This is a genomic window from Labrenzia sp. 5N (assembly GCF_012395805.1).
Lineage (GTDB): Bacteria > Pseudomonadota > Alphaproteobacteria > Rhizobiales > Stappiaceae > Roseibium > Roseibium algicola.
This window is the reverse complement of sequence record NZ_JAAZTM010000004.1, coordinates 167,718-192,883: the sequence shown is the minus strand read 5'-3', so window position 1 is coordinate 192,883 and position 25,166 is coordinate 167,718. Positions and strand designations below refer to the sequence as shown.

The following is a 25,166-nucleotide window of genomic DNA, read 5'->3' as shown; positions in this document are numbered from 1 at the left end:
ATCAACATGAGCGACCAGTTCGACTTCATCATCGTCGGAGCCGGATCCGCCGGCTGTGCGATGGCTTACCGCCTGTCGGAAGACCCGAGCAACAGGGTGCTTGTGCTGGAATTCGGCGGCACCGATGTCGGTCCGCTGATCCAGATGCCGGCTGCCCTGTCCTACCCGATGAACATGCCGCTGTATGACTGGGGGTACACCAGCGAACCGGAACCGCATCTGGAGGGCCGGCGCCTGGCCACACCGCGTGGCAAGGTGATCGGTGGATCGTCCTCCATCAACGGCATGGTTTATGTGCGTGGCCATGCCTGTGATTTCGACACCTGGGAAGAGATGGGTGCGAGCGGCTGGGGATATCGCCATGTGCTGCCGTACTACAAGCGCCAGGAGCACAGCCATGGCGGCCAGGACGGCTGGCGCGGCACCAACGGTCCGCTGCATGTCCAGCGCGGAACCAAGTGGAACCCGCTGTTCGACGCCTTCAAGACAGCCGGCGAGCAGGCGGGCTATGGCGTGACCGCCGACTACAATGGCGAGCGTCAGGAAGGCTTCGGCGACATGGAAATGACGGTCCATCGGGGCCGTCGCTGGTCTGCCGCAAACGCCTATCTGAAGCCGGCACTGAAGCGCGGTAACCTGACCCTGATCAAGGGGGCTCTCGTGCGCCGGATCCTGATCGAGGACAAGCGCGCGGTCGGTGTGGAATTCGAAACCGGCGGCGAGGTCCGCGAGGCAAAAGCTGCCCGCGAAGTGATCCTGTCGGCGTCTTCTATCAATTCGCCGAAGATCCTGATGCAGTCCGGCATCGGCCCGGCGGCGCATCTTGCCGAAATGGGAATTGACGTCGTGGCCGACCGGCCGGGCGTCGGTGCCAACCTGCAGGATCATCTGGAGCTTTATCTTCAGCAGGCCTGCACCCAGCCGATCACGCTCTACAAGCACTGGAACCTGTTCTCCAAGGCGGTGATCGGGGCCCAGTGGCTGTTCCTGAAGCAGGGTCTCGGTGCATCGAACCAGTTCGAAAGCTGCGCTTTCATTCGCTCCAGGGCGGGCGTGAAATATCCTGATATCCAGTATCACTTCCTGCCCTTCGCCGTGCGTTACGACGGACAGGCAGCAGCCGAAGGCCATGGCTTCCAGGCCCATGTCGGACCGATGCGCTCCAAATCGCGCGGCCGTATCAAGCTGACCTCCAGCGACCCGAAGGCCAAGCCGTCGATCCTGTTCAACTACATGTCCCACGAAGACGACTGGGAAGACTTCCGCACCTGTATCCGCCTGACCCGCGAGATCTTCGGCCAGGAGGCGTTTGCCCCCTATCGCGGCAAGGAGATCCAGCCGGGAGACAGTGTGCAGAGCGACGAGGACCTGAACGGCTTCATCCGCGAACACGTGGAAAGCGCCTATCACCCATGCGGCACTTGCCGGATGGGGGCGAAGGATGATGCCATGGCCGTGGTCGACCCTGAATGCCGGGTAATCGGCGTTGACGGGCTTCGTGTTGCCGACAGTTCCATCTTTCCGCAAATCACCAATGGCAATCTGAATGCGCCCTCGATTATGGTCGGGGAGAAGGCATCGGACCATATTCTCGGCAAGACCCCGCTGCCCGCGGCCAACCAGGAACCGTGGATCCACCCGGACTGGCAATCCAGCCAGCGATGATCCCCGGCAGACCAACGGCAGACACACAGACCAAGGAGCCAACCCATGCGCGCCCAACCGCAAGCGTCCCACTATGTCGGCGGCTCATATGTCGAGAGCCAGAGCGGCACTCCCTTTGACTCGCTGTATCCCGCAACCGGTGAAGTCATCGCGCAGATCCGCGCGGCCGACGATGCCGTGATCGAGGCGGCAATCCGCTCTGCCCAGGAAGGCCAGAAGGTCTGGGCGGCAACACCAGCAGCCGAACGCGGCCGCGTGCTGCGCCGGGCAGCCGAGATCCTGCGTGAAAAGAACCGGGAACTCTCCATTCTGGAAACGCTCGACACCGGCAAGCCCTTGCAGGAAACCCTGATTGCCGATGCTGCGTCCGGCGCCGACTGCCTGGAATACTTCGGTGGTCTGGCCGCAACGCTTACCGGCGAACATATCGATCTGGGCGGCTCCTTCGCCTACACCAAGCGCGAACCGCTCGGCATCTGTTTCGGCATCGGCGCCTGGAACTATCCGATCCAGATCGCCTGCTGGAAGTCTGCTCCCGCACTCGTTTGCGGCAATGCCATGATCTTCAAACCCTCGGAAGTCACCCCGCTGAGCGCCTTGAAACTGGCGGAGGCCTTTACCGAGGCCGGTCTACCCGCTGGTGTCTTCAACGTGCTTCAGGGCTTTGGTGATGTCGGTGCAAAGCTGGTCGCTCATCCGGCCATTGCCAAGGTTTCGCTGACCGGCTCTGTCCCGACCGGCGCCAAAGTGGCAGCCCTTGCGGGTGAGCATCTGAAGAAGACAACGCTGGAACTTGGAGGCAAGTCCCCGCTGATCGTGTTCGAGGACGCTGACATTGAAAACGCGGTGTCCGCCGCGATCAATGCCAACTTCTATTCCACTGGGCAGATCTGCTCCAACGGGACGCGCGTGTTCGTTCATGAAGCGATCAAGGAAGCCTTTGTGGCACGGCTCGCTGAACGCACCGCCAAGGCCGTTCTCGGTGATCCGCTGGACGAGGCAACCAATATTGGTCCGCTTGTGTCCAAACAGCAGCTCGACAAGGTGCTCCACTACATGCAGATCGGTCAGGAGGAGGGCGCCCGGCTGGTGTGCGGCGGTGGTTCAGCCTCTGTCGCAAGCTTCCCGGACGGCTATTTCGTGCAGCCGACCGTCTTTGCCGACGTGAAGGACGACATGCGCATTGCCCGCGAGGAAATCTTCGGCCCGGTTCTGAGCGTGCTCGACTTCACCGATGAGGACGACGTCATCGCCCGCGCGAACGACACCGACTTCGGCCTTGCCGCGGGCGTTTTCACCAGGGACATTCAGCGGGCGCACCGGGTGATCGACCAGTTGCAGGCAGGCACCTGCTGGATCAACACCTACAATCTGACCCCGATCGAAATGCCTTTTGGCGGCTACAAGAAGTCGGGCATCGGCCGCGAGAACGGCCATGCCGCGATCGAGTACTATAGCCAGACCAAAAGCGTTTACGTGGAAATGGGCGGTGTAGAGGCGGCGTTTTAAGGCGCTGCTTCTCGTTCCACCTAGAACAGGTTGACCAACCTTCGAAGCGGCGTTTCCTGCTTCTTCAGGATAGGGCTGGCGTGTGTGGTACGTTCAAGCTGCCTGTCACTCCATGCGTCTTTATCCTGAGAAGCCGCGCAAGCGGCGTCTCGAGGGTTGGGCCGGTTCTCCTCGATGCCCAGTTGCCCTTGGGTCGATGTTTCCCTTGGGCCAATTTAGGGCATTTCCTACCATTCGGTTTTTTGCCGATTGAAGTTTGATCTCCGGCGCCCGAGATATTAGCCAGAGCGTTTCACGGAGCCCCGATGAACAAAGCCTTTCTTGACCCAGCCCCGCGCACATACGCGCCTCATGTCTATCTGCTTGCCCGTTCCAGCAGAGGCCCTTCCTGTGCGCCGGAGACACTCAGTATCGACCAGCTGAATTCGTGGCTCTTGCATGAAGCGACGCGGATCGATGATGTCATGCTGATGTTCGAGGAGTTCATGTGGCGCTGCAAGGCTGCAGGCCTCGCAATCGACCGGGCAACGTTGCATATCGGTACCCTGCATCCGCGCGTCATCGGTTTTTCCTGGGTCTGGAACAGTCAGGATTATTTCTGCGACGAGGTTGCCGCAGATGCCAACGCGACCAAATCGGAAGCCTTTACCCGCAATCCGCTTTTCCACGTCATCAACGAAGGCCAGACCATCAAGGTCGATCTGGAAAGCGAGGAAGGCGCCAATTCCGCTCCGCTGATGCGCGAACTTGCCGATCAGGGATACACGACCTATGTCGCCCTGCCGCTCAGTTCCTCACACGAAAAGCGGAATGCCATGACCTTGGCAACCCGCAAACCCGGTGGGTTTCCTCCGGCGGAAAAAGACCTGATCCGCAATCTGATCGACCTTTTGGCGCTGCACATCGAGCGCCACATCGTTCAGCGGATTGCCCGCAACGTTGCCGACACCTATCTCGGGCCGATCGCCGGACAGCGCGTGCTGGATGGCGAGATCAAGCGCGGTGATGGCGAGGCCATCAAGGCAGTGGTCTTCATGGCCGACATGCGCGGCTTCACTCAACTCGCCGACAGGCTGAGCGGACCGGAAGTGACGGCTATCCTCAACGCCTATTTCGACAGGATCTCGGATGCCGTGCTCAACCACGGCGGCGATATCCTGAAGTTCATGGGCGACGGCATTTTGGCCGTGTTCGATCAGAAGACATTTGGTGAAACAGCGGCGGCGAATGCGGCGGTGAAGGCCGCGAAGGCTGCACTGGAGGCCATTGACGAGCTGAACCGCAATCCGCCCGAGGATCTTCCCGACCCGATCCACTGGCACCCCCTGAAGATCGGTATCGGCCTTCACCGGGGTGAAGTCTTCTTCGGCAATGTCGGTGGTGAGGAACGGCTCGACTTCACGGTGATCGGACGCGCCGTCAATGAGACCAGCCGGGTGGAATCCCTGTGCAAACCCCTCGGCCGCGCCTTGCTCCTGACAGAACCGGTACGCGCTGCTCTTTCCGGCGACCTCCAGACCGGTCTCAATGCCATGGGCGAACATGCCCTGCGCGGCGTCGGCAAACCGGTTGCCATTTTTGCAGCCTAGTATGGAACGACTCGGCAAGACCGATGCAGGTCCGGTGAGGGGGCTGCGACAACAGTAACGCGCAGCTCGTGCCTCAGTCCGTTTTGGTCCTGTCCAGCAACTCGGCCTCATAGGCCTTGGCGACGCGCAGGAAGCGGGCGTGGGCGTAGTTCATGGCCAGGATAAAGCCCCACCAGCCGTATTTGCGGTACTTGCGCACGAAATAGGCCTTGAAGAAGCTCACCGGAAATTCGGTCAGGAGGCGGCTTTTCGGCAGCTTGCGGCCGCGGGCGCGCATGTCGTCCACCTGCATGCCCGAGTAGCGATTGTATTTGCCAACCTGAAAATCCAGCGACCGGATGGACCGGTGCGCCATGATGCCGGAAAGGTTCGAGATGCGCGCGCCTTCCTCGGGCCGGACCGTGTCATGAACCGTCGAGGCAGAGAACCGGCCCTTGCGCCGGTCGTAGAGGCGGATCTGATGATACCCGTAGGCCCAGGGGGCAGGGTCGGTTTCATGGGCATAAAGATCGCGGATCATGATGCGCCAGCCATCGGCGTCCGCGTAACTGCCGTCTGCGAATTTGGCTTTGATTTCCGCGGCGAGGCCCGGCGTCACCTCTTCGTCGGCATCCAGATTGAGCAGCCAGTCGTTGCGGCACTGGTCTTCGCCGAAACGCTTTTGCGGACCGTAGCCAGGCCAGTCGTTGCGGATGACCCGCGCGCCAAGTTGTTCGGCCACGGCGACAGTTTCGTCCGTTGATCCGCTGTCGATGACGATGACCTCATCCACCCAGCCGATGACACTTTCGATCGGTCGGGCGATCCGGTCGGCCTCGTCACGGGCGATGATGAAAACGGAAACGGGCAGGCGGTCGGTCATGAAAGGTCCGGCGTTGGTTTGCTAGGCCGGAAATGCTCCGGCGCGACTATTTAGCCGTGCCGGAGCCCGAATTGAAGGCGCGAAATCAGGATTTCACGCGGGCAAACAGAGCATCGAGGCCATGAAGCGCAATCGTGGCGCCCTCCAGCGTGCCGTTGAAGCCGGGTGCATTGAGGTTTTCCAGCTCAAGTCCGTTCAAGGTGACGGTGGCCGGCTCGGTGCCGAGGTTAAAGGCACACAGCACGGTCTCACCCTGATGGCTGCGGGTGAAGACCAGCGTGTTGTCCTGGCTGTCCAGAAACACCATGTCGCCCTTCTTCAAAGGCTCCTGGGCCTGCCGCCAGGCATAGAAGGCCCGGTTCCGGTTCAGGATGGAGCTTTCGTCCTTGTCCTGTTCGAAGGCGGCAAGCGCCAGATGATCCTGTGCGACCGGAAGCCAGGGCTCGGCTTCGGAGAAACCGGCGTTGCTGTTGTCTTTCACCCACGGCATTGGTGTTCGGCAGCCGTCGCGGCCCTTGTATTCCGGCCAGAAGCGAACGCCGTAGGGATCCTGCAGCTTTTCAAAAGGAACTTCAGCCTGCGGCAGGCCGAGTTCCTCGCCCTGGTAAAGGCAGGGGGTGCCGCGCAGCGAAGCGCAGAGGGCGGTTTCAAGCGGTGCAAAGCTGCCAATGTCCAGATCCTCGCCCCAGCGGCTGGCGACCCGCTTCACGTCGTGGTTCGACAGCGCCCAGGAAGCCCAGCCGGAGCCGATGCCGGCGTTCATCTCTTCCACGATCTTGCGGATGTAGGGCGCCGAATGTTGAGGCGTCAGCAGGTCGAAGCTGTAGGCCATGTGAATGCGCTTGCCGGCTTCCGTATAGGACGCCGTCAGTTCCACGGCCTGTCCGTCTGCGCCGATTTCACCGACGGACGTCGTGCCCGGATATTTGTCCAGGAGCGCGCGCAGCTTCTCAAGAAACAACAGGTTTTCCGGTTGGGTCTTGTCATAAAGGTGATCCTGATAGCCGTAGGGGTTGGTCGGATCGACGGTGGACGGCATTTCAGTCGCGCTCAGGGGTGGGTTGTCCCGGAGCTGCTTGTCGTGGAAATAGAAGTTCACCGTGTCGAGACGGAACCCGTCGACACCGCGGTCGAGCCAGAACCTGGCGGCAGCCAGAACCGCGTCCTGAACCTCCGGGTTATGGAAGTTCAGATCCGGCTGGCTGGTCAGGAAATTGTGCATGTAATACTGGCGCCGGCGGCTGTCCCATTCCCAGGCCGGGCCGCCGAAGATCGAAAGCCAGTTGGTCGGCACCGTGCCGTCCGGCTTGGCGTCGGCCCAAACGAACCAGTCGGCCTTGGCATTGTCGCGTGACGAACGGCTTTCGACAAACCATGGATGCTGGTCGGAGGTGTGCGAAATCACCAGGTCGATGATCACCTTCAGGCCGCGCGCATGAGCGGCAGCCAGCATGCGGTCGAAATCGGCAAGCGTGCCGAACATCGGGTCGACATCTTCATAGTCGGAGACATCGTAACCGAAATCATCCATCGGCGAGGTGAAGAAAGGCGACAGCCAGATGGCATCGACGCCCAACGAGGCAATGTAGTCCATGCGTTCGCTGACGCCGTTGAGGTCGCCTATGCCATCACCATTGGTGTCGTTGAAGGAGCGCGGATAGATCTGGTAGATCACCGCTCCACGCCACCAATCCGGGTCATTCTTCATGTCTGACGGCACATCAGCCTCCAGGCCCGTTTCGGCTTCTTCGAACATTGCCGGTTGTCTCCGTTCCGCTTCTGAGGCGGTCTTAATGGGTTTCAAAGCGCTTTGAATGGCTATATCCAGCGCCTTCTCAGGTCAAGTGAACAGTGTTGAAAAAGTCGTTCGGCAATTGCTTTCGGTAAGCGATGTGTGAATTGCGTCGCACATGTGGAACGGGGAGGATGAGCACATGCAAAAACCGGCCCTGCGAGGCAGGACCGGTGGAGCTACTGAAAAGGAACGAAACACGATTTTGTCCGGAACGCGCTTTTCCTACATGGCTTAAGTGACAGGGGTGTGACCATCTCAATCGGTTTGCCTGCCACGGGCCTCGCTGAAGACGGAAGCCCCCGACATGCTGCGCCTGCGCGGCCAAACTGGTGTTATCTCTTTGGACTAACTTATTTAAGTAACTGAAATAAAACATGGAAAAATATTGTTATGACGTTTAGGTCAGTTTCTTCTTGCAAAGCAACATGGAAGCTGGAACTGTCCCCGCACACAGAACTTACGTAAGATGGAGGGCCCCTCGCACGGACAAGAGATCCGGCGGAAATCGGGTTTCATCTTGCGGGCAAAAAACCTGGAGGAAGTGTCATGACGGCAGCCATGGTGGGTTGGGCACACATGCCCTTCGGCAAGCATTCGGAAGAGACGGTTGAAAGCATGATCGTCAAGGTGGCGGTCGATGCCATCAAGGACGCAGGTATCGAGCCGGGAGATGTCGACGAGATCCTGCTTGGTCATTTCAATGCCGGTTTCTCGGCACAGGATTTCACCGCTTCGCTGGTGCTGCAGGCCGATCCGGCGCTGCGCTTCAAACCGGCAACCCGTGTCGAAAACGCCTGCGCCACCGGCTCTGCGGCGGTGCATCAGGGTGTGCGCGCCATTGCTTCGGGTGACGCCCGCTTCGTGCTGGTCGTCGGTGTCGAGCAGATGACCACGACGCCCGGTCCGGAAATCGGCAAGAACCTGCTCAAGGCCTCCTATCTGAAGGAAGAAGGCGATATCCCGGCAGGCTTCGCCGGCGTCTTCGGCAAGATCGCCGACGCCTACTTCCAGAAGTACGGCGACCAGTCCGATGCCCTGGCCAAGATTGCGTCGAAGAACCACAAGAACGGTGTTGGCAACCCCTACGCCCAGATGCGCAAGGACCTCGGTTTCGACTTCTGCCGCGCAGAGTCCGAAAAGAACCCCTTTGTCGCCGGCCCGCTGAAGCGCACCGACTGTTCGCTGGTGTCCGACGGTGCCGCCGCACTCGTCCTGACCGATCCTGCAACGGCTCTCGGCATGAAGAAGGCGGTTGCCTTCCGCGCGCTTGCCCACGTGCAGGATTTCCTGCCGATGTCGAAGCGCGACATCCTGAAGTTCGAAGGCTGTTCCAAGGCCTGGGGTCAGGCACTCGGCGATGCCAATCTGGCACTGGACGATCTGTCTTTCGTCGAGACCCACGACTGTTTCACCATTGCAGAGCTGATCGAATATGAAGCCATGGGCCTGACCAAGGAAGGCGAGGGTGCTCGCGCCGTGCTGGAAGGCTGGACGGAAATGGGCGGCAAGCTGCCGGTGAACCCGTCCGGTGGTCTGAAGGCCAAGGGCCATCCGATTGGCGCCACAGGTGTCTCCATGCACGTGCTCACTGCGATGCAGCTGACCGGCACTGCCGGCGAAATCCAGGTGAAGAACGCCGAGATCGGCGGCATCTTCAACATGGGGGGGGCCGCGGTGGCCAACTTCGTGTCCGTGATGCAGGCGATGAAGTAATCGGCAGGCATTCTGCGTCTGAGAATGTTTTGGAAGAGGGCGGGAAATCGCCCTCGTTTTTTTTCGCGAGATCCGGCATTTTCTTACGCGATGACATATTCGGAAAAATCGTTGGCCGGGCTGGATCGGGTGATCGGCTGCTCGTTTTGCCTTACTCCGCAGCGTTTGCGATTGCCGAGTAGAGATCCGGATCCGTCAGTTCAGGCGGAGAAACCGGTGCGCCACCGCCTTCGCCGACGTAAGTATCCGCCACGCCGTAGATGAAGACCCCGCCCGCCTTGCGCTTTGCGATGGCGACCCGCTCGATCAACTGAAAGTCGCCCGTTTCGCAGTTGGCGTAACTTGTATAGATCGGTTTGCCGTTCTCGTTGATCCGTTCGGAACCTGAGGTGAATTTGCCTTCCGCGCATTTCTTCTGGCTGTCGGCAACAATAAGCGACATCAGTTCTTCTTCCGACTGGTAGCTACCCGCCGGAAAAATGTGCGCCACAATCGTGCGTACGTCGTTGGTGGCAACGGCATGAAGGCCGTTCAGATCTTCTTCGCGCTGTCCGTCGGGAATAAGCTTTAGCCCGGAAAGACCTGCGCTGCCCATCAGGTTGAACAGGGCCTGGGTCGCTTCGATGGCAAGTTGCGGGTCGGTCGCCGAACTGGACGCCGCCGCTTCGTCCTTGGTGGGGGCGGAATGTCCGAGGCCACCTTGAGAGCTGGCGCCTGCAGCGCCGGCAATGGGTACCGCACCGTACCGTGCGATGTTCTGCTCCACGCATTTGGCAAGACGTGCCATCAGGCGAGAGGTGCCTGTGAGGCGGAATTCGTAATTGTAGGTGCCATCTCGAACGTAAAGTGTCCGTCCGCGGCGAAATCGGGTGATGATGTAGCCGCCTCTCGGCATTTGCATGCGCGCCAGATTCTTCGACGTCGCCTTGGCTACGCCGCTCTGCCAGGCGCCCCGGTCGATGCGATACTGAAGCGCAATATCCGCGCCGACCTTCATGTTCCACTGAAGCGCCGAAAAGCCGATGGCCCAGTTGTAGTTGGTGTCGAGCTGGACATATAGCGTGATGCCGCTGTGGTAGCTCACGGACGCGACACAGGTCGAAAATGCGCCGGTCTGATCATCAGTGAAGGCACTGCCATTCCAGCCGCCGCTTTGGAAGTTTTCAACAACGGCTGCATGGCTAGTTCCGAAGCTGCCGAAGAGCAAAAGACCTGCGGAAACCCCGGCGGCAACCAATGAATAAACAAGACGCATCATACCCCCTCTGATGCCACAGCGGCCGTGTCCCAGCCGTCTGGAAAGGCTAAGTGATTTCCTTTGCGGCATCAAGAATGACGCACGCTTGCCCGGAAGGTTGAATGCCGTCGCAAACGACGGCTGAACGGGGTGTTCACTGACCGTTGGAACAGGAGAAAAACTCTTTCAACCGGACCAGGCCCGTTGGAAATTTTTCCTCGCAAAAATCACTCTGACCGGCCGCCGGGAATTGAAATTGGCCAAATCAGAGGATTGCAAAAAACTATTCCGCTTCTGTTTCCAGCTTTGAAATCCGGTGCCCGGCGCAGGCATGGGCTGCCGATTACATTAGACCCATCAAACTGGGACTGGAGACCCTGACGATGACTAGCCGTGGTGGCGACACTCTGAAAACACTGAAAAAGCCGGAAGACCGGCTCGACGTGTTTCCGGCCTTCATGAAGGTTGCCGGCCGGCGTGTGCTCGTTGTCGGGCACGGCGGTGAAGCTACTGCAAAGGTTCGTCTCCTGGGTGAAACCAACGCCCGGATCGTCGTCGTTTCCAAAATTGTCGAACCGGATCTGCAGGAGGCTATTGACCTCTTCGAGACCGAGCATCTTGCCGAGGATTTCCAGCCTGGTCATCTGAAGGACGCCGCTCTGGTTTTTTCCGCACGCGAAGACTGGGACCTCGACAAGGTTGTTGTCGATGCGGCACGGGCGCAGGGCGTTCCAGTCAATGCGGTCGACAAGCCGGAACTGTGCGACTTCTACACCGGTGCCCTGGTCAATCGCGCACCGATCGCCGTTGCGATAACCTCGACCGGTGTCGGTCCTGTCCTGTCGCGCCACATCCGCGCGCGCATTGAAGCCATGCTGCCGCGTTCGACCGGCGAGCTGGCGCGTCTTGCCGAAAGTTTCCGCGATGCCGCAACCAAGGTGATCCGCGACGGGGGGCTGCGCCGCAGTTTCTGGGCGCGCTTCTTCTCCGGTTCGGTCGCAACCAATCTCTATGCAGGCAAGGCTGATGTCGCCCGTTCCGAGGCGCAGCGGTTGTTGAATTCGATGGCGGACGAACCCGGTTTTGTCTGGCTTGTCGGTGCCGGGCCGGGCGCGGAAGACCTGTTGACCCTGCGCGCGCAGCGCCTGCTGCAGGAAGCCGACGTCATCGTTCACGATGCGCTGGTGCCGGCAAATGTCGTTGCCATGGGCCGCCGTGATGCGGAGCGCATTTCAGTGGGCAAGCGCAAGGGCGCTCATTCCGTGCCACAGTCCGAAATTTCCGAGCTCCTGGTCGAGCTTGGCCGCAAGGGCTTGAAGGTCGTGCGTCTGAAAGCTGGAGATCCGATGATCTTTGGCCGTGCGGCAGAAGAAATGGAAGCGCTTCGCGAAGCTGGTATCGGCTTTGAAATTGTTCCAGGCGTCACGGCAGCCTTCGCCGCGGCGGCGTCAGCCCAGATCCCGCTCACGTTGCGCGGTGTCGCCTCCAACCTGGTTTTCGCAACCGGCCACAATGCCAAGTCCGAAACCCTGCCGGATTGGGCTGGGCTGGCACTTAAGGGCGCGACGGTGGCTGTCTACATGGGCCGAACCGTGGCGGCTGCCGTTGCCGAGAAGATGATCGGCGCGGGCCTGAAACCTGAAACACCGGTTGCCGTGATCGAGAATGCGGCACACCCGGACGAACGCCAATTTGCCGGAACCCTGTCCGAACTCGCGGTGCTGTCGAACCGCGCGGAGATCGACGGACCGGTTCTGATCGTGATCGGCGAGGCCGTGGGCCATGCCGCAATGGACAAGGCCGAACCCCTGGCGCCGCAGCTCGCCGCCCGGGTTGTAGCCGCCTGAACTTGAAGAGAGTGGACGCACATGAAAGTCATCACCGCCAACCGCCTTTTGAACGGCGATGTTGTCTGGCTCGCGGAAAACGGTTCCTGGGTCGAGCGCATTACGCTGGCTAAGGTTTATGACGGCAAGGAAGCGGTCGCGGCAGCCCTGGCCGAAGGTCTTGAGGCCGAGAAGAACCAGAAAGTCGTTGGTGTCTACGAGATGGACGTGACCGTGGAAGAGGGCGTCATCGTACCGGTGCGCCTGCGCGAAAAGATCCGGGCAACCGGCCCGACCACCCACCCGGAACTGGGCAAGCAGGCCCAGGCGGTTTCCGCCTGAAACAACAATGAAGGGCAGGGCAGCGCCTTCCATGGCAGCGCTCGCTGAGGAGAGATTGAGACATGTACCGTTACGACGAATTTGACGCGAGCTTCGTGAACCAGCGTACCGAGCAGTTCAAGGACCAGGTCCGCCGCCGTCTGGCTGGCGAGCTTTCCGAGGACGAGTTCAAGCCGCTGCGCCTGATGAACGGTCTCTATCTGCAGCTCCATGCCTACATGCTGCGCGTTGCCATTCCCTATGGCACGCTCAACGGCCGGCAGATGCGCAAGCTCGCCCATATCGCCCGCACGTACGACCAGAGCTACGGCCACTTCACCACGCGCCAGAACATCCAGTTCAACTGGCCGAAACTGGAAGATACGCCGAAGATCCTGGAAGAGCTGGCAGAAGTCGAGATGCATGCCATCCAGACGTCGGGCAACTGCATTCGAAACGTGACCGCGGATCACTTCGCCGGTGCTGCGGCCGACGAGATCGCCGACCCGCGCCCCTATGCGGAAATCCTGCGCCAGTGGTCATCGCTGCATCCGGAATTCTCGTTCCTGCCGCGCAAGTTCAAGATCGCCATCACAGGCGCACCGAACGACCGTGCTGCCGTCCAGGTTCACGATATCGGGCTGCAGCTCGCACGCAACGATGCCGGTGAGATCGGGTTCGTGGTCTTCGTCGGTGGCGGACTTGGCCGTACGCCGATGATCGGCCGCAAGGTGCGCGACTTCCTTCCCGAGGAAGATCTGCTTGCCTACTCGGAAGCGATCCTGCGCGTCTATAACCGCTACGGCCGCCGCGACAACAAGTACAAGGCCCGCATCAAGATCCTGGTTCATGAAACCGGGCTGGACGAACTGAAGGCGGATATCGAGGCCGAATTCGAAAAGATCCGCTTCGGGGTCCTGCGTCTGCCGGACGAGGAAGTGCGCCGCATCGAAGCCTATTTTGCTCCGCCTCCGCTGGAAGTGGGCAATGCGACCTCGGCTGCCGTTGAAACACGCAAGGCGGCGGATGCAGCCTTTGCCCAGTTCACGGCGCATAACCTCAACCCGCACCGGGTGCCTGGCTATACCTCCGTCACATTGTCCATGAAGCCGATCGGCGGCATCCCGGGTGATGCGTCGGATGAGCAGATGGACGTGATCGCGAACCTTGCCGAGAAATACGGTCATGACGAGATCCGCATCAGTCACGAGCAGAACGTGATCCTGCCGCATGTAAAGCTGGACGACCTGCCGGCGCTGTTCGACGAGTTGGTGGCCGCGCGTATCGCGGAAGGCAATGCCGGTCTGATCACCGACATCATCGCCTGCCCGGGCATGGACTATTGCGCCCTGGCAACCGCCCGCTCCATTCCGGTTGCGCAGCGGATCTCCGAACGCTTCGGTGCTGCGGAACGGCAGGCCGAGATCGGTGAGCTTAAGATCAAGATCTCCGGCTGCATCAACGCCTGTGGTCACCACCATGTCGGCCACATCGGCATTCTCGGCCTGGAGAAGAAGGGCGAGGAATTCTATCAGGTGACGCTTGGCGGCTCCGCCAACGAAAACGCGTCCATTGGTGAAATCGTCGGCCGCGGCTTCTCGTCTGAAGAAGTGGTCGATGCCATCGAGAAGCTGGTCGATACCTATCTCGGCCTGCGGAACGGCAAAGAAGAGACCTTCCTGGAAGCCTATCGCCGGGTTGGGGAGGATCCCTTCAAGGAGGCCCTTTATGGCGCTGCATGAGACATTCAGCCTAGGTGTTGATCCGGAGCTGGGCTTGCAGGCGGAAGTCGCCGCACTCAACGCCCAGTTCGAGGATGCAACCGCGGACGACGTCCTGAGGGCGGCCATCCGCCACCAGTTCGCCGGTGGCATTGCCATGGTCTCCAGCTTCGGGGCCGATTCCGCAGTGCTCCTGCATATGGTTGCCCAGATCGACCCTTCGACGCCGGTCGTATTCGTGGACACGGTCAAACTGTTTCCGGCCACGCTGCTCTATCGTGATGAGCTGATCGAGAAGCTCGGCCTGACCGATGTCCGCACCCAGAAGCCGAACAAGGATGATCTCTCCAGGGAAGATCCCGCGGGCATGCTCTGGATGAGCGATACCGACGCCTGCTGTCATATCCGCAAGGTGGTGCCGCTGGCCGAGGCCTTGAACGGGTTCGAAGCCTGGATTTCCGGCCGCAAGCGGTTCCAGAGCGCAAGTCGCTCCAGCCTGGAGTTCTTCGAAATCGACGAAGGCCGGGTGAAGGTCAATCCGCTGGCGGACTGGACGGCTGCAGAAATTCTGGATTATGCCAAGACCCATGATCTGCCGCCGCATCCGCTGGTGGCGCAAGGCTACCCCTCCATCGGCTGCCTGCCCTGCACCAGCAAGGTTGCCCCCGGCGAGGACCCCCGGGCTGGACGTTGGCGTGGCCAGGACAAGACGGAATGCGGCATTCACTGGCCGACCCATGGCAAGGAAGTTGACGGCAGCGGTATCTGACCGCTGCCGATAGAGGATTTTGAGGACGCAAAGAATGGCAACGATTTTCAAGGACGGCGATTTCGTCGAGGAAAGCTGGGCGCGGACAGATGCCGAAACCGGCACTGCTGTCGAAGGCGATGCGCTTGTACCGATGACCGTGTTTCTCATCGACCCGGATGCATATCTGGCACGAGACGGCAAAACCGCCGTCATCGTCGAGGCTGGTGACGATGTCGAGCTGATCGAAAATTATCTCGACCGGCTGGCACTGGTTGCCGTCGACTTTCCGAGCTTTTCCGATGGCCGCGGCTTTTCCGCAGCCCGCATCCTGCGTGAGCAGATCGGCTACAAGGGTGATATCCGCGCGCTCGGGAAATACATTCTCGACCAGGTGCCGCTGGCACGCCGCTGCGGTGTGTCGACGTTCGAGATCTCCAAGCCGGAAGTGCTGAAAGCCCTGAAAGCCGGTGAATGGCCCGAAGTGACCAAATATCTGCAGCCGGTCGGCACGGTCGATGAAATCCCGGAAGGAACACGCCCGTGGGCGCGCCGCTCCCACCGGGACCTGGCGGTCGCTGCGGAGTAAGCTGATCGGGGCTGCCCGTCTTGCGCCAATGGTCGTAGGCCGGCGGCACAAAATTCGAACGAGCGTTTCAGGGGACCTCGCAAGGCGGGGTCCCCATTTGTTTGCGAGCTGCCATCCTTGCAAGAGGCCGTCGGCATCGCCGAAGACGTCAGGCGCTCGCCCATGGTCTTTTGCTGTCGAAGGAAAAGGTGAAACCGAACCACGGCAAGTGTTTTGCCTGTCCAATTTGTGTCAGCAACCGGAATGCAGTTCGTCAGTGGATTGAAACATCCGGTTACAGGCTGTGAATCGCATTGTCACAAGACTGACTTATTATACGTCATATGGTCTGGCGGCAAAGTGATTTGCCGGCGAACCGGCACTGGCGCACGAGGCAATGTGGCGTCGAAACGGGGATACCGGGGCATTGCCAATTGTTTCCCGAAATCCAATACCGCAGGCCGGTTCCGGTCCTCAGCAGGAATGTCGCTCAATGGCCGTTACTCGCACCCTCGAAACGCTCTTCGATCTGAGGAAGCCCGCAGTAAAGACCAACAAGGTGCTCGTGGTCGGGGTCAGTTCAAAGCGATCGCTCGGCCTGGCAATCGGCGAGCACATGTATCAGAACGGTTGGGAAACCGTGCTGACGTCGCGCCGGCCGGAAAAGCTGTCTGCCAAAACGCCACATCACGACATCCGTTTCCTGGACTATCCGCAGTCCATCGACGCGATTGACGATCTGACCGACCTGACCGGCATGGTGTTCTGCCTGGCCAAGACCGACATCGGCGAAGCCGGACAGAACGGTCTGCTGGGGACGAGCGAAGAGAACTTTCTGAAGACGATCAGCACCAGCTGTTATGCCTTCATAGCCCTGGTGCGGGAGGTGCAGCGGCGCAACCCGAACCTCAGATCCGTTGTTGCCCTGACCTTCCTGGGCGGTGAGCGCGTGGTGCCCGGCTACGAGGTCCTGGGTGTCGCAAAGGCTGCACTGGAACACTCCGTGCGGGCGCTTGCGGCGGAACTTGGCCATGAGAATGTCCGTGTGAACGGTGTTTCCGCCGGCGCGGTCCCGACCACGTCATCGCGCGTCCTGCCCGACTTCCGCAAGGTTCACGAGGTTCTCTCACGGCAGTCGTTCCTGCGCCGTGGTGTCACTGCAGAGGAAGTTGCCGGAGCTGCTGCCTATTTGCTCAGTGATCTTTCCGGCGGAATGACGGGTGAGATCCTGCAGGTCAACGGCGGCCTGCGGCACACGGTCCTCTAAGATGGTGGCTGGTGCGGCGTCGTGGTCTTTTCGTGATGCCGCATGTCGTTCAGCCTAATCGAAGTCAACGCTCCACGTGAACTTAATGCAAAACATCCGCGCTCCGGAAGTTAATGCATACTTTGTGCTTGTGTTTTTATTGGTTCGTTAGATAAACACCCTCACCATGCCTCAGATGGATCAAGGGATTCGGTTGCCGAAACCTTCCGAAACAAAGGGCGCACTTCGGGAAATTGCGGAACGTCCGACGGCGAATGCCTGAATTATTTTAATTCGAGCTGTCGCAGATGGAGAGAACAGTGGTCGCGAATTTATACGGAAAGGACGGTGTCCTGGAGCGGGTCGCAAGGCCTGAAATGCGCGTACCATTCTTGCTGGGCCTGGTGGTGTTCCTGGCTTGCATCTTCGGCATTCTTACCCGGCCGACCGGGTTCCTGGCAGCAGTATGGCCGGCCAACGCAATTCTCCTCGGACTGCTGGTTCGTTTGCCGAAATCGGCTTGTTGGCAGAGCTGGGTTGCTGCTGCCGTAGGTTACCTGGCAGCGGATCTTCTGACAGGAGCGACGCTCGAAAAGGCCGTGCTGCTGAATGCGGCCAACATGGTCGGGGTGGCTGCCGGGTATCAGGTCTATAAATATTTGCCCGCGTCCTCCGTTCGGCTGCAACAACCGTTGGCCCTTCTCCATCTCGCAGTGGCTTCGGCTATCGCAGCTTCCGTGGCAGGGCTTGTCGGTGGCATCGCAAATCCGATCCTCTTCGGCGGAGGTGTCATTCCCGGCTGGATATTCTGGTCGACGACCGAGCTGGTCAACTACATCTCCTTCCTGCCGGTTATCCTGTCGGCACCGAAGCTGGAAGGAACATTGCCGGACTTTTCCGGTCTGCTGGCGCGGTTGAGGCAGGAAAAACGCGCGCCGCTGATCCTGCTGCTGATCTCCTGTATTGCCGGCGCAGTCGTCGGAGGGCCTGGCGCCATTGCGTTTCCGGTTCCGGCGCTCTTGTGGTGTGGTGTCGTCTATCCGGTCTTTCCGACAGCTATACTGACGTTGTGCATTGGCGTGTGGGGTCTCGTCATCCTGTCAAACGGGCTTGGCGACAGCAGCTCCCTGCAGCTCGACGTGATGACGCTCATTTCCATCCGGCTCGGCATTTCCCTTGTCGCACTGGCGCCTATCATGTTGTCCTGCGTCACGCAGAGCCGGAATGCGTTGCTGGTCCGTCTGCAATATCTTGCCACGCACGACCAACTGACCGACGTGCTCAACCGCAATGCCTTCCGCGAGGAGGTCTCTCGCAGTCTCTCCCTTGGCATGAATGGCTTTGCCCTGCTGATGGTCGACCTCGATCATTTCAAGTCGGTCAACGACACTTACGGACACGCAGCCGGTGATACCGTACTGGTCAGCTTCGTGCGGCGCGTGCAAGGCACGCTGCGGCCGGACAGTCTTCTGGGTCGTATGGGCGGCGAGGAATTCGCCATCATGATTCCGAACAGCCAGATCATGGACGCAGTGGCGGAAGCCGAGAAAATTCGGCAAAGCGTCTGCTGTGAGCCGGTTGCCGCAGGAGACGGAAAACTGGTTCGCGTTACCGCAAGCCTCGGCGTCGTCGCTGTCGAACACGACAATGCAGCCTGTCTTGATACCCTGTTGGCCGAAGCAGACCGGCTTTGCTACCAGGCGAAGGAACGCGGTCGCAACCGCGTGGAGCACTGCGGAGCGGCATAGGGTTTTCGGACAGGCGGCCGTCAGACTTCCTTATTTCTGGTCAGGTAAAGCAGTTGGGGGAAGATTTCCTCCAGCGCCGGGTCTCGTCCGGTTTCCGCATTGGCCGTATAGAACTGCCGATTTGCCTTCAGATTGGCGTAGCCGTGAATGAACGCCCAAAGCATTGTTTCAACGGAAGTCCGGTGAACGGGGTTCTCGCAATTCTCCGGTGAAAGTCCTTCGGAGACCTCCCTTAGAACCGCATAGGCTTCGCGGCTGGCCGGCTGAAGCTCCGGATAGATGTCGAGCTGTCGTTCCATGGAGAACATCAGCCGGAACAGATGCGGGTTCTCTTCAACGAAGGCGATGTAACCGCGGGCGCTTGCGAGTATCTGTTCACGGGCGTCGTTGGACGCATCCGCCATATGCCGGCGCATCGTGCCCGCAAACTGCCGGAAGCCTTCCGTCGCGATGGCTGCCTGCAGGACGGCAAGATTGGCAAAGTGGTTCTTCGGCGCTCCATGGGAAACGCCGGCACGGGCGGCGCACGCCCGCAGCGACAGGGCCTCAAGTCCATCTTCGCGCAGAATGTCCAGCCCTGCCTGGATCAGGGCCTCTTTCAGATTGCCGTGGTGATATTTCGGGTCGCTCAGGCCTTTTTCCTCCATAAGTAGACACTGTCAACATTTTCGTTGACGGCTGAAAATTCCGCATATAGACAGTGGCAACATTGCTGGGGTCGCAATGCAGAAGGGTTGTCTTATGTCGTCTAAGTGTTATGTGCGGACTACCGTCCTTGCAAGTCTCGCGCTTGTCGCATGTCCTGCCATGGGGGAGGAACAGAAGGACTGGAGCGTACTGGTTGGCGCTGGTCCCTTCTTCGGTCCGGAATATCTGGGCTCCAAGGACTACGGTTTCGTTCCCGGCATCATCGCGTCTGTGCAAAAGGGGCCTTATTTCGTCAAGTTCAACGGATTGACGGCGACCGCCAACGTGCTGCCTTTCGACAGCTTTTACGCCGGGCCGCTTATTGGCTACGGCACGGGCCGCAAGGATGTGTCCGACAATGTTGTCGACAAGCTTCCCGATGTTGACGAGGAGCTCTGGGTTGGTGCCACGGCAGGAGGTGGCTACGCCGGTTTGCTGCTTGATCGCGATTCACTTGGTGCCAGTGTCGAGATTGCCCATGACGTCATCGGCGATAGCGGCACAACGGCCACATTCAGCCTGGGTTACGAAATCAACGCGACCCAGCGTCTGGCTTTCGGCCTCGATGTCTCCACGACCTTTGTCGACGGCACCTATGCTGACGCCTACTATTCCGTGACCGCAAAAGGCGCGGCCGCAACCGGTCTCAAGGAATACAAGGCCGACGCAGGCTTCAGGGACGTGAGCGTGGATGTTTCGTCAAGATTTGCCGTAACCGAAAACTGGGGCGTCGGTGGCCTCGTCGGCGGGTCGGTGCTTCTCGGCGGCATGGCTGATAGCCCGATCGTTGAAGACCGGGGAGAGGCGCTCAACGGCCATGGCGGTCTGTTTCTCTGGTACAAGTTCTGATCGGCGGTCTGCACGGAAAGCTGCTCTGACGCGGTCAAACTGTGCCGGAACCTGTCCCGGTAAAACCACGAAGCGCACCAGCGCCAGAACGGTCATCGGTTGCATCAGTGGCTTCGTCAGCCAGAATTTTTGAAAGGTTATCGCGGGCCGCGTTCCACCAGGCGTGCCCCGGCACAAGGCCGGGGCTGCTGAAGGTTCAAGCGGCAGGCGCAATCACGCGTCTGTCGGCTCTTCGTATGTGATCAATGCGATCACGCCTCCGAGCGGGTCGACAATCGTTGCCATGCGGCCGACGTTTGGAATGCTCATCGGTTCCATTGCAATCGTCGCACCAAGCGCACGGGCTTTTTCGACACGCGCATCGACACTGTCGACAGTCACATAGGGCAGCCAACGGGGACTTTCAGTTTCCATGGATGGGAAGCCGCCGATCATGTTTTCATTGTTCATGATCATGGTGTAGGGGCCTACGCCCACATCCACGGTTTTTGTGCCCCAGCCGAGCAGGTCGGAATAGAAGGCCTGCGCCTTGGCACCGTCAGCGCAATGAAGTTCCATCCAGCTGAACGCGCCATGTGTTTGCGACGGAGTGCTCATGTCTTTCATCCTCTGTGTTGAAAACAATTGCCTGGCAGTGCCAGGTGATCAGAGGACGGCGGGCGACAGGCAGACCCGACAGGGGGGTAAAAAATATTTTGGTCTGGCAGGATCTGAACAAAACGAGGCTCGAAACAGATCTATTGTCCGCCAGAAACCTTCATTTTCCGACGGATATGGTCGCGATCGACATCGGTTCCCGCAAATTCCAGCGCTTTGCGGTAAGCGGCCTGAGCCTCTTCAGCCAGGCCCAGTTCTTCCAGAAAGGTAGCGCGGACAACATGAAAGTTCGGGTAGCGCTCCAGAGAGCCGGCCAGTTGCTCCAGGCGGCACAAGCCGGCCTGTGCTCCGTTCAGCTTTGCCTGGACCACGGCGCGGTTGAGCGCCACAACCGGTGAAGGCCGGATATGTTCCAGGGCACGGTAAAGCCGGTCGATCTCGACCCAGTCGGTGGTTGCGTAGGTCGCAGCCTGGGTGTGGGTCGAGGCAATGGCTGCCTCGATCTGAAAGGGGCCGGGCCGCGCCTTGCGCAAGGCGGCCTCAAGCAGAATGTTGCCTTCGGCGATCAGTTTCCGGTCCCAAAGCGAACGGTCCTGGTCTTCCAGCGTTACGGCAGCGCCGCTCCGGCTCAGCCGGGCCTTGCGGCGGGAATGCTGGATCAGGCAAAGGGCCAGCAAGCCGCGCAGTTCCGGTTCTTCGGGAAACAGCCGAACGATCAGGCGGGCCAGGCGGATCGCTTCCTCACACAGGGGCTCGCGGATCAGTTCTTCACCCTGTGACGCGGCATAGCCTTCGTTGAAGATCAGATAGATGGCATTGGCTACGGCGGAAAGTCGCTCGGCACGGGCGGTTCTGTCCGGCTCCTCATAGCTCAGTTTGGCCGCCTGCAGCCGTTTCTTCGCACGCGTGATACGCTGTTCCATGGTCTTGGCCTGTACCAGAAATGCACGGGCAATCTCCTCCACACCAAGACCAGCGACAATTTTCAGGGAAAGGGCAATCTGCTGGTCCCGGCGCAGCACCGGGTGGCAGCAGGTAAACAGAAGACGCAGGATGTCGTCCCGGTAGACGGCATGATCCAGCGATTGGGTCAGCTCGTCTTCCGGGTGCGGGCCTTCGGGAAGAGGCTCGAGATCATCCGGTGAGGTGAGGGTTTCCTTTTTGCGTTTCCGCAGCGTATCGATGCCGGCATTGCGTCCGGCTATGATCAGCCAGGCAACCGGATCCGCCGGCATCCGGTCGGGTGACCACGCCTTGAGCGCTTTCAACGAGGCGTCCTGAAAAGCATCCTCGGCAAGGTCAATGTCGCCGAAGACGCGGTTGAGCGCTGCCAGGACGCGCGGGCGGGCAGCCCTAAGATGCGCTGATAACCAGGCGCTCGGCATTCTTGAAATCGGCTCCCTCGAAGAATTCCACCGGACGAATTTCGATGCGGCCATGATCCAGCGGCAGGATCTTCACCGCCTCGATGGCGTCCTCCAGTGTCGGGCAGTCGATCACGTAAAAGCCCATGAACTGCTCTTTCGTTTCGGCAAAAGGCCCGTCAGTGACAATAAAGTCGTCCTTGTCCTTGTTGATCGTGACCGAGGTTCCCGTCGACATCAACTTGGTTGCAACGGCGAAGGAGTTGTTTGTCTTGGTGTGTTCGTGAAAGGCGCCGTGTTTCTGATAAACGGTGGCAAGCTCTTCCGGTGGCAGAGCGTCAATGAAATCTTCGCTGGCGTAAATCAAAACGGAAAAAAGCATGTGGGTCCCTCCGGTTGCTTGGATTGATACCCAAGGAACGTGCAGGCGCGAGCTTATCCGACAGCCGACCGAAAAAAAGTGAAAACTTGCCCGCGATCGGGACATGGCCTGGCCGAAAGGGAGAGTTGCCGGCCGTTAAGCCGGGCAACTCCAGTCCGTGTGATCTTCTAGGCGTTGCCGATGAGAACGCCTGCGGCAAAGACCAGAGAACCACCGAGGACAACCTGGAAGGCCGCCCGCAGAAACGGTGTTTCCATATAGCGGTTCTGGATCCATGCGATCGCCCACAATTCGATGAAAACGATGAATGCGGCGACAGTTGTCGCTGTCCAAAATTCGGGAATGAGATAGGGCAGGGCGTGACCAAGGCCGCCGAGGGCGGTCATGATGCCCGAGGCGAGGCCGCGCTTCAGTGGTGATCCGCGTCCCGAGAGCACGCCGTCGTCATGGGCCGCTTCCGTAAAGCCCATGGAAATGCCCGCCCCGACGGAGGCCGACAGGCCGACCAGGAACGTCTGCCAGGTATCCTGCGTCGCGAAGGCGGCGGCAAAGATCGGGGCCAGCGTTGATACCGAGCCATCCATCAAACCCGCAAGGCCCGGCTGGACGTAGGTCAGGATGAATTGCCGGCGTTCGGTCTGGCGCTCCTGTTCCTGCACGTCGTCGGGCGTGTGTTTGGCTCCAAGGCGCTGGGCGAGACTCTCGTGGCCTTTCTCGGCAACCGCAAGATCGCCCAGTAGCTTGCGGGTTCCTGCGTCCGAGGTGCGCTTGGCAGCTTCGGTGTAGAAGCGATAGGCCTGCGCCTCCATTTCCTCGGCCATGGCACGGACCTTCTCCAGCCCGAGGGGGCGCACCAGCCAGTCGGGCTTGCGGTCGTAATAGCCGCGCACATGTTCCCGGCGTATGAGAGGGATCGTTTCGCCGAACCGAGCCCGGTGCTGTTCGATCAGTCTCCGCCGGTGCTGGTTTTCCTCTGCGGCCATGTCGTCGAAGACCTTGGCCGATTGCGGATACTGGTCACGCAGACCATCGGCATAAGCCTTGTAGATGCGGGCATCGTCCTCCTCGGAGGAAATCGCAAGCGCCAGGATTTCCTGTTCGGAAAGGGATGAGAAATCCCGCTTTCCCAGTCTGAAAACACGTCCGAACATCAATGCCTCTCACCCAGGATTACCATTTTGCAGGTGGACCGCCTTCAGGCAGGCAGCACGCCGGCCCCGAGCCGGTTCGATCACCGATCAGGTTATATTCGGATGTTAGCAAATTAAGAGAAGCCGAACCGATGCCAAGATGACGCATGTTTCATCGTCCCCGCAACCGGTTCGGCTGTCGGTGTCAGCCTATCCAGCCGTCACGCTTCAGGACCTGATAGGTCTCGTCGAGGGTTTTCTCGGCGGTCTTCACCAGTATATCCGCCTCCTCGTGGGTCAGGACCAGCGGCGGCGAAATGATCAGGCTGTCGCGCACCGCGCGCATGACCATGCCGTTGCCGAAGGAAATGTCGCGGCAGATGGTGCCGGCCGTGCCGACGTCCTTGAACGGTCGATGCGGATTTTTCTTGTCCGGCACCAGTTCCAGTGCACCGACAAGGCCGGTCATGCGAGCTTCGCCGATCAGAGGGTGATCGCCCAGCTTCAGCCAGCGTTCCTTGAGATAGGGACCGATATCGGTCTTGACGCGCTCGACCAGGCCTTCGCGCTCGATGATTTCCAGGTTGGCGAGTGCAGCCGCGGCGCAGGCCGGGTGACCGGAATAGGTGTAGCCGTGGTAGAACTCTTCACCCGAAAGCATCAGGCCTTCGGCCACGCGATCGGACACCATGACACCGCCCATCGGCAGATAGCCGGACGTCAGGCCCTTGGCGATGGGCATCAGGTCCGGCTTCATGCCGTAGTGGGTCGAGCCGAACCATTCGCCGAGACGGCCGAAGCCGCAGATGACCTCGTCGGAAACGAAGAGGATATCCCGTTCGTCGAGAATACGGCGGATTTCCGGCCAATAGGTCTCCGGCGGAATGATGACACCACCGGCGCCCTGGATCGGTTCGGCGATGAAGGCCGCAACCTTGTCCTCACCGATCTCGTCAATGGCTTCTTCCAGTTTGCGCGCGGCAAAGACGCCGAACTCTTCCGGGCTCATTTCATGGCCTTCACCGAACCAGTAGGGCTGGTCGATGTGATGCACGCCCGGAACCGGCAAGCCGCCCTGCTGGTGCATGCCCTTCATGCCGCCGAGGCTGGTGCCGGCGAGCGTCGAGCCGTGATAACCGTTCCAGCGGCCGATGATCACCTTCTTGTCCGGCTTGCCCATCTTGTCCCAATAGGTGCGGACCATGCGGAACACGGTGTCGTTGGCCTCGGACCCGGACGAACAGTAGAACACCCTGTTGATGTGATCGGGTGCCAGTTTCGCCAGCTTTTCAGACAAGGCAATCGCAGGCGGATGGGTCGTCTTGAAGAACGTGTTGTAATAGGACAGCTCGTTCATCTGCTTGTAGACCGCATCCGCAATCTCCTTGCGGCCATGGCCAACCTGCACACACCACAGACCGGCCATGCCGTCGAGGATCCGGTTGCCTTCCGAATCCGTCAGCCAGATACCGTCGGCATGGGTGATCACCCGGCTGCCTTCCTGGTTCAGCGACTTCATGTCGGAAAAAGGATGCCAGTGATGGGCGGCATCGAGCTCCTGAAGGGCCTTGGTCGGATAGATGTTGGAATGGGCCGTCATTGGCGAACG

The 25,166-nt window shown here is 60.0% G+C and carries 21 protein-coding genes; 12 read left to right on the top strand and 9 right to left on the bottom strand.

The genetic code is table 11. The features are described from left to right. Positions 1 to 6 precede the first annotated feature (6 nt). The 3 genes from betA to HEP89_RS03920 all read left to right on the top strand — a co-directional run bounded on the left by betA (position 7) and on the right by HEP89_RS03920 (position 4,763). On the top strand, positions 7 to 1,665 hold the full coding sequence (gene betA, locus HEP89_RS03930) for a choline dehydrogenase (RefSeq protein WP_152504677.1): 1,659 nt from the start codon (positions 7 to 9) through the stop codon (positions 1,663 to 1,665). Positions 1,666 to 1,710: 45 nt separating this feature from the next. Continuing rightward, the gene (gene betB, locus HEP89_RS03925) at positions 1,711 to 3,174 is read left to right on the top strand and encodes a betaine-aldehyde dehydrogenase (protein ID WP_152504676.1); all 1,464 of its coding nucleotides are present in this window, start codon (positions 1,711 to 1,713) and stop codon (positions 3,172 to 3,174) included. Between the two features lie 305 nt (positions 3,175 to 3,479). Continuing rightward, the gene (locus tag HEP89_RS03920; RefSeq protein ID WP_023002212.1) at positions 3,480 to 4,763 is read left to right on the top strand and encodes an adenylate/guanylate cyclase domain-containing protein; all 1,284 of its coding nucleotides are present in this window, start codon (positions 3,480 to 3,482) and stop codon (positions 4,761 to 4,763) included. A 73-nt stretch (positions 4,764 to 4,836) separates the two neighbouring features. On the opposite strand, the gene HEP89_RS03915 is transcribed toward HEP89_RS03920, so the two are convergent. Together HEP89_RS03915 and HEP89_RS03910 are read right to left on the bottom strand one after the other, a co-directional pair. Continuing rightward, positions 4,837 to 5,625, bottom strand: a complete 789-nt coding sequence (locus tag HEP89_RS03915) for a glycosyltransferase family 2 protein (protein ID WP_168691377.1) — start codon at positions 5,623 to 5,625, stop codon at positions 4,837 to 4,839. An 85-nt stretch (positions 5,626 to 5,710) separates the two neighbouring features. Continuing rightward, positions 5,711 to 7,381, bottom strand: a complete 1,671-nt coding sequence (locus tag HEP89_RS03910) for an alpha-glucosidase family protein (RefSeq protein ID WP_168691376.1) — start codon at positions 7,379 to 7,381, stop codon at positions 5,711 to 5,713. A 585-nt stretch (positions 7,382 to 7,966) separates the two neighbouring features. Here HEP89_RS03910 and HEP89_RS03905 point away from each other — a divergent pair. Next, entirely contained in the window at positions 7,967 to 9,133 is a 1,167-nt protein-coding gene (locus tag HEP89_RS03905; RefSeq protein WP_023002209.1) for an acetyl-CoA acetyltransferase, read from the top strand. 151 nt (positions 9,134 to 9,284) lie between these two features. Here the strand turns inward: HEP89_RS03905 and HEP89_RS03900 are convergent, their stop codons facing one another. Further along, a complete protein-coding gene (locus HEP89_RS03900; RefSeq protein WP_168691375.1) occupies positions 9,285 to 10,391 on the bottom strand; it encodes a hypothetical protein in 1,107 nt (368 codons plus the stop codon). A 362-nt stretch (positions 10,392 to 10,753) separates the two neighbouring features. Here HEP89_RS03900 and cysG point away from each other — a divergent pair, with 362 nt between their 5' ends. The 7 genes from cysG to HEP89_RS03865 all read left to right on the top strand — a co-directional run bounded on the left by cysG (position 10,754) and on the right by HEP89_RS03865 (position 18,548). After that, positions 10,754 to 12,217 carry a siroheme synthase CysG gene (gene cysG / locus HEP89_RS03895; protein WP_168691374.1) on the top strand — a complete coding sequence of 488 codons (1,464 nt, stop codon included), beginning with the start codon at positions 10,754 to 10,756 and terminating at the stop codon, positions 12,215 to 12,217. A gap of 21 nt (positions 12,218 to 12,238) precedes the next feature. Then, complete coding sequence (locus HEP89_RS03890) at positions 12,239 to 12,538, top strand: DUF2849 domain-containing protein (protein WP_023002204.1); 300 nt, start codon at positions 12,239 to 12,241, stop codon at positions 12,536 to 12,538. 62 nt (positions 12,539 to 12,600) lie between these two features. After that, a complete protein-coding gene (locus HEP89_RS03885; RefSeq protein WP_023002203.1) occupies positions 12,601 to 14,259 on the top strand; it encodes a nitrite/sulfite reductase in 1,659 nt (552 codons plus the stop codon). Further along, entirely contained in the window at positions 14,246 to 15,007 is a 762-nt protein-coding gene (locus tag HEP89_RS03880) for a phosphoadenylyl-sulfate reductase (RefSeq protein ID WP_023002202.1), read from the top strand. Before HEP89_RS03885 ends, HEP89_RS03880 begins: the two co-directional genes overlap by 14 nt. 34 nt (positions 15,008 to 15,041) lie before the next feature. Further along, positions 15,042 to 15,575: a DUF934 domain-containing protein gene (locus HEP89_RS03875; RefSeq protein ID WP_023002201.1), complete on the top strand. Its 534-nt coding sequence runs from the start codon at positions 15,042 to 15,044 to the stop codon at positions 15,573 to 15,575. Between the two features lie 472 nt (positions 15,576 to 16,047). Then, the gene (locus HEP89_RS03870) at positions 16,048 to 16,821 is read left to right on the top strand and encodes an SDR family oxidoreductase (RefSeq protein WP_023002200.1); all 774 of its coding nucleotides are present in this window, start codon (positions 16,048 to 16,050) and stop codon (positions 16,819 to 16,821) included. Positions 16,822 to 17,120: 299 nt separating this feature from the next. Next, on the top strand, positions 17,121 to 18,548 hold the full coding sequence (locus HEP89_RS03865) for a sensor domain-containing diguanylate cyclase (RefSeq protein WP_168691373.1): 1,428 nt from the start codon (positions 17,121 to 17,123) through the stop codon (positions 18,546 to 18,548). 20 nt (positions 18,549 to 18,568) lie between these two features. Here the strand turns inward: HEP89_RS03865 and HEP89_RS03860 are convergent, their stop codons facing one another. Further along, positions 18,569 to 19,195 (bottom strand): TetR/AcrR family transcriptional regulator, encoded by a 627-nt coding sequence (locus tag HEP89_RS03860; protein WP_168691372.1) that lies wholly within the window; start codon positions 19,193 to 19,195, stop codon positions 18,569 to 18,571. 94 nt (positions 19,196 to 19,289) lie between these two features. Here HEP89_RS03860 and HEP89_RS03855 point away from each other — a divergent pair, with 94 nt between their 5' ends. Further along, a complete protein-coding gene (locus HEP89_RS03855; protein WP_168691371.1) occupies positions 19,290 to 20,084 on the top strand; it encodes a MipA/OmpV family protein in 795 nt (264 codons plus the stop codon). Positions 20,085 to 20,297: 213 nt separating this feature from the next. On the opposite strand, the gene HEP89_RS03850 is transcribed toward HEP89_RS03855, so the two are convergent. The 5 genes from HEP89_RS03850 to HEP89_RS03830 form a co-directional block, all read right to left on the bottom strand. Continuing rightward, complete coding sequence (locus HEP89_RS03850; RefSeq protein WP_168691370.1) at positions 20,298 to 20,681, bottom strand: VOC family protein; 384 nt, start codon at positions 20,679 to 20,681, stop codon at positions 20,298 to 20,300. A 140-nt stretch (positions 20,682 to 20,821) separates the two neighbouring features. Next, positions 20,822 to 22,066, bottom strand: a complete 1,245-nt coding sequence (locus HEP89_RS03845) for an RNA polymerase sigma factor (protein WP_168691369.1) — start codon at positions 22,064 to 22,066, stop codon at positions 20,822 to 20,824. Further along, on the bottom strand, positions 22,035 to 22,427 hold the full coding sequence (locus tag HEP89_RS03840) for a YciI family protein (protein WP_023002194.1): 393 nt from the start codon (positions 22,425 to 22,427) through the stop codon (positions 22,035 to 22,037). Before HEP89_RS03840 ends, HEP89_RS03845 begins: the two co-directional genes overlap by 32 nt. Before the next feature lie 167 nt (positions 22,428 to 22,594). Then, positions 22,595 to 23,578: an iron exporter MbfA gene (mbfA, locus tag HEP89_RS03835; RefSeq protein ID WP_075283584.1), complete on the bottom strand. Its 984-nt coding sequence runs from the start codon at positions 23,576 to 23,578 to the stop codon at positions 22,595 to 22,597. Positions 23,579 to 23,762: 184 nt separating this feature from the next. Continuing rightward, entirely contained in the window at positions 23,763 to 25,157 is a 1,395-nt protein-coding gene (locus HEP89_RS03830; protein WP_023002192.1) for an aspartate aminotransferase family protein, read from the bottom strand. Positions 25,158 to 25,166: the final 9 nt, after the last annotated feature.